The organism is Mycobacterium sp. 852002-51057_SCH5723018 (genome assembly GCF_001667035.1).
Classification (GTDB): Bacteria; Actinomycetota; Actinomycetes; order Mycobacteriales; family Mycobacteriaceae; genus Mycobacterium.
Genome location: NZ_LZIR01000032.1, coordinates 1 through 1491, shown reverse-complemented (window position 1 = coordinate 1491; position 1491 = coordinate 1). Strand labels below are relative to the sequence as shown.

The following is a 1491-nucleotide window of genomic DNA, read 5'->3' as shown; positions in this document are numbered from 1 at the left end:
ACCCCGGCCGTGGAGTACCTGCTGGGCAACCCCGTCGTGGCCGAGCAGATGTTCCGCCACTCTTCCCTGGCTCTGCTCTACGCGCCGCTGCGCATCCTCGTCCACAGTGATGCCGGCGGCGATGCCATTTTCAGCCTCGACCAGCCCAGCAGCTTGTTCGCCAGCCTGAACGATCCCGCCGTCACCGACGTGGGCCGCGAACTGGACCGCAAGGTGGCGCGCCTGCTGACCGTCCTCGGCGTCGAAGCCGCAGCGGCGTTCCTTGACGACGGTCCGACGCAGTGACCGCCGAGAAAGCCAGGGGCGCGGCTAGGAGCGAATCCTGCCGCCCTCGGTGTCCGCGCGCAGGTCACGCCACTCGTGAGGCGACATCCCATACGCGGTGCGGAACATCCGGGCAAAGCTCGATGGGTCGGCGAACCCCCACCGCCGAGCGATCGCGGCGATCGTTGTCGTCTGTGCAGCGGGCGCAGCCAGATCGCGCCGGCACGCCGCCAGCCTTTCGGTGCGGATCCAATCCCCTAGGCCGATCTGTGCCTTCGCGAGCACCTTGTAGAGCTGGCGCACCGAGATGTGATGTTCCGATGCCACCTGCGCCGCACTGAGATTCGGCTCATGCAAGTGGGCGCGCAGGTATTCCATTATCCGCAACTGCAGTGTTGCATGCATGGCTTCACGGCCGAGCTTGGTGGCGTCGGCGTGGGTGGTCATCAGGGCGCGCACCAGGTCGATGCTGGCCTGCGCCACCGATTCCGTATCAGGGCGCTCGAAAATGTCAGACCGCGTCCCCAATCGCCGCAGATAGGTCGCCGTCAGATCGGCGACTGGATGCTGCGGACTCAGCGTGACCGCACACAACTGACTAATCATGTTGTGCGGCAGGCCAAGCCGGTCGATCGGCAGCCGAAAGTAGTGGTGGCGTATCCCGTCGGGATCGCACACGGTGTGTGGAGCGGTGGTGTCCCACAACACCAGCTGACCCGGACGCAACAACGCCTCACGGCCATGCTGGACCACGACGCTGGTGCCCGACGGCTGCATCGCCAGGAACACGCACGGGCGCATGTCATCGCGGGCCTGCGTCGGCGTCCGCTCCACCTTCAACGCGTTGGAGTGAACGGAGAACTTCTGCAAATCACCCAACTCGTAGATGGTGCCCGCGAGAGTGACCGGAGCGCCCTCGGTGAACGCGATGTCGACCGCCACCAACTTCTCGTGCATCATCTGGGTCACCGCTTCGGCGCTGAGCGGCGTTCGGCGGGTATCGACAGTCACATAAGGCATGCTTACCTCGTCGGAGATCTGGACCGATCGGTTTGTGCCATTCTGGACTGTTCGGTTCAGAAAGTCAACCCGAGAGCATAGGATCGGCTAGTGACGGTGGGGCGGCGCAGACAATTCGACGAGCAGGCCGCTGTGCGCGCCGCGCGCGACCTGCTCTGGGAGAAGGGCTATGCCTCCACCTCCCTCACCGACCTGGAGTCGGCGACC

Annotated in this window: 2 protein-coding genes; one reads left to right on the top strand and one right to left on the bottom strand. The window is 65.1% G+C overall.

The window, feature by feature from the left end; translation table 11 throughout:
• Nucleotides 1–285: DUF302 domain-containing protein (locus tag A5764_RS28800; protein ID WP_369807288.1), on the top strand; the 285-nt coding region annotated here is incomplete at its 5' end.
• Nucleotides 286–309: 24 nt separating this feature from the next.
• On the opposite strand, the gene A5764_RS08255 is transcribed toward A5764_RS28800, so the two are convergent.
• Nucleotides 310–1284: a helix-turn-helix domain-containing protein gene (locus tag A5764_RS08255; protein ID WP_082951578.1), complete on the bottom strand. Its 975-nt coding sequence runs from the start codon at nucleotides 1282–1284 to the stop codon at nucleotides 310–312.
• Nucleotides 1285–1491 lie beyond the last annotated feature (207 nt).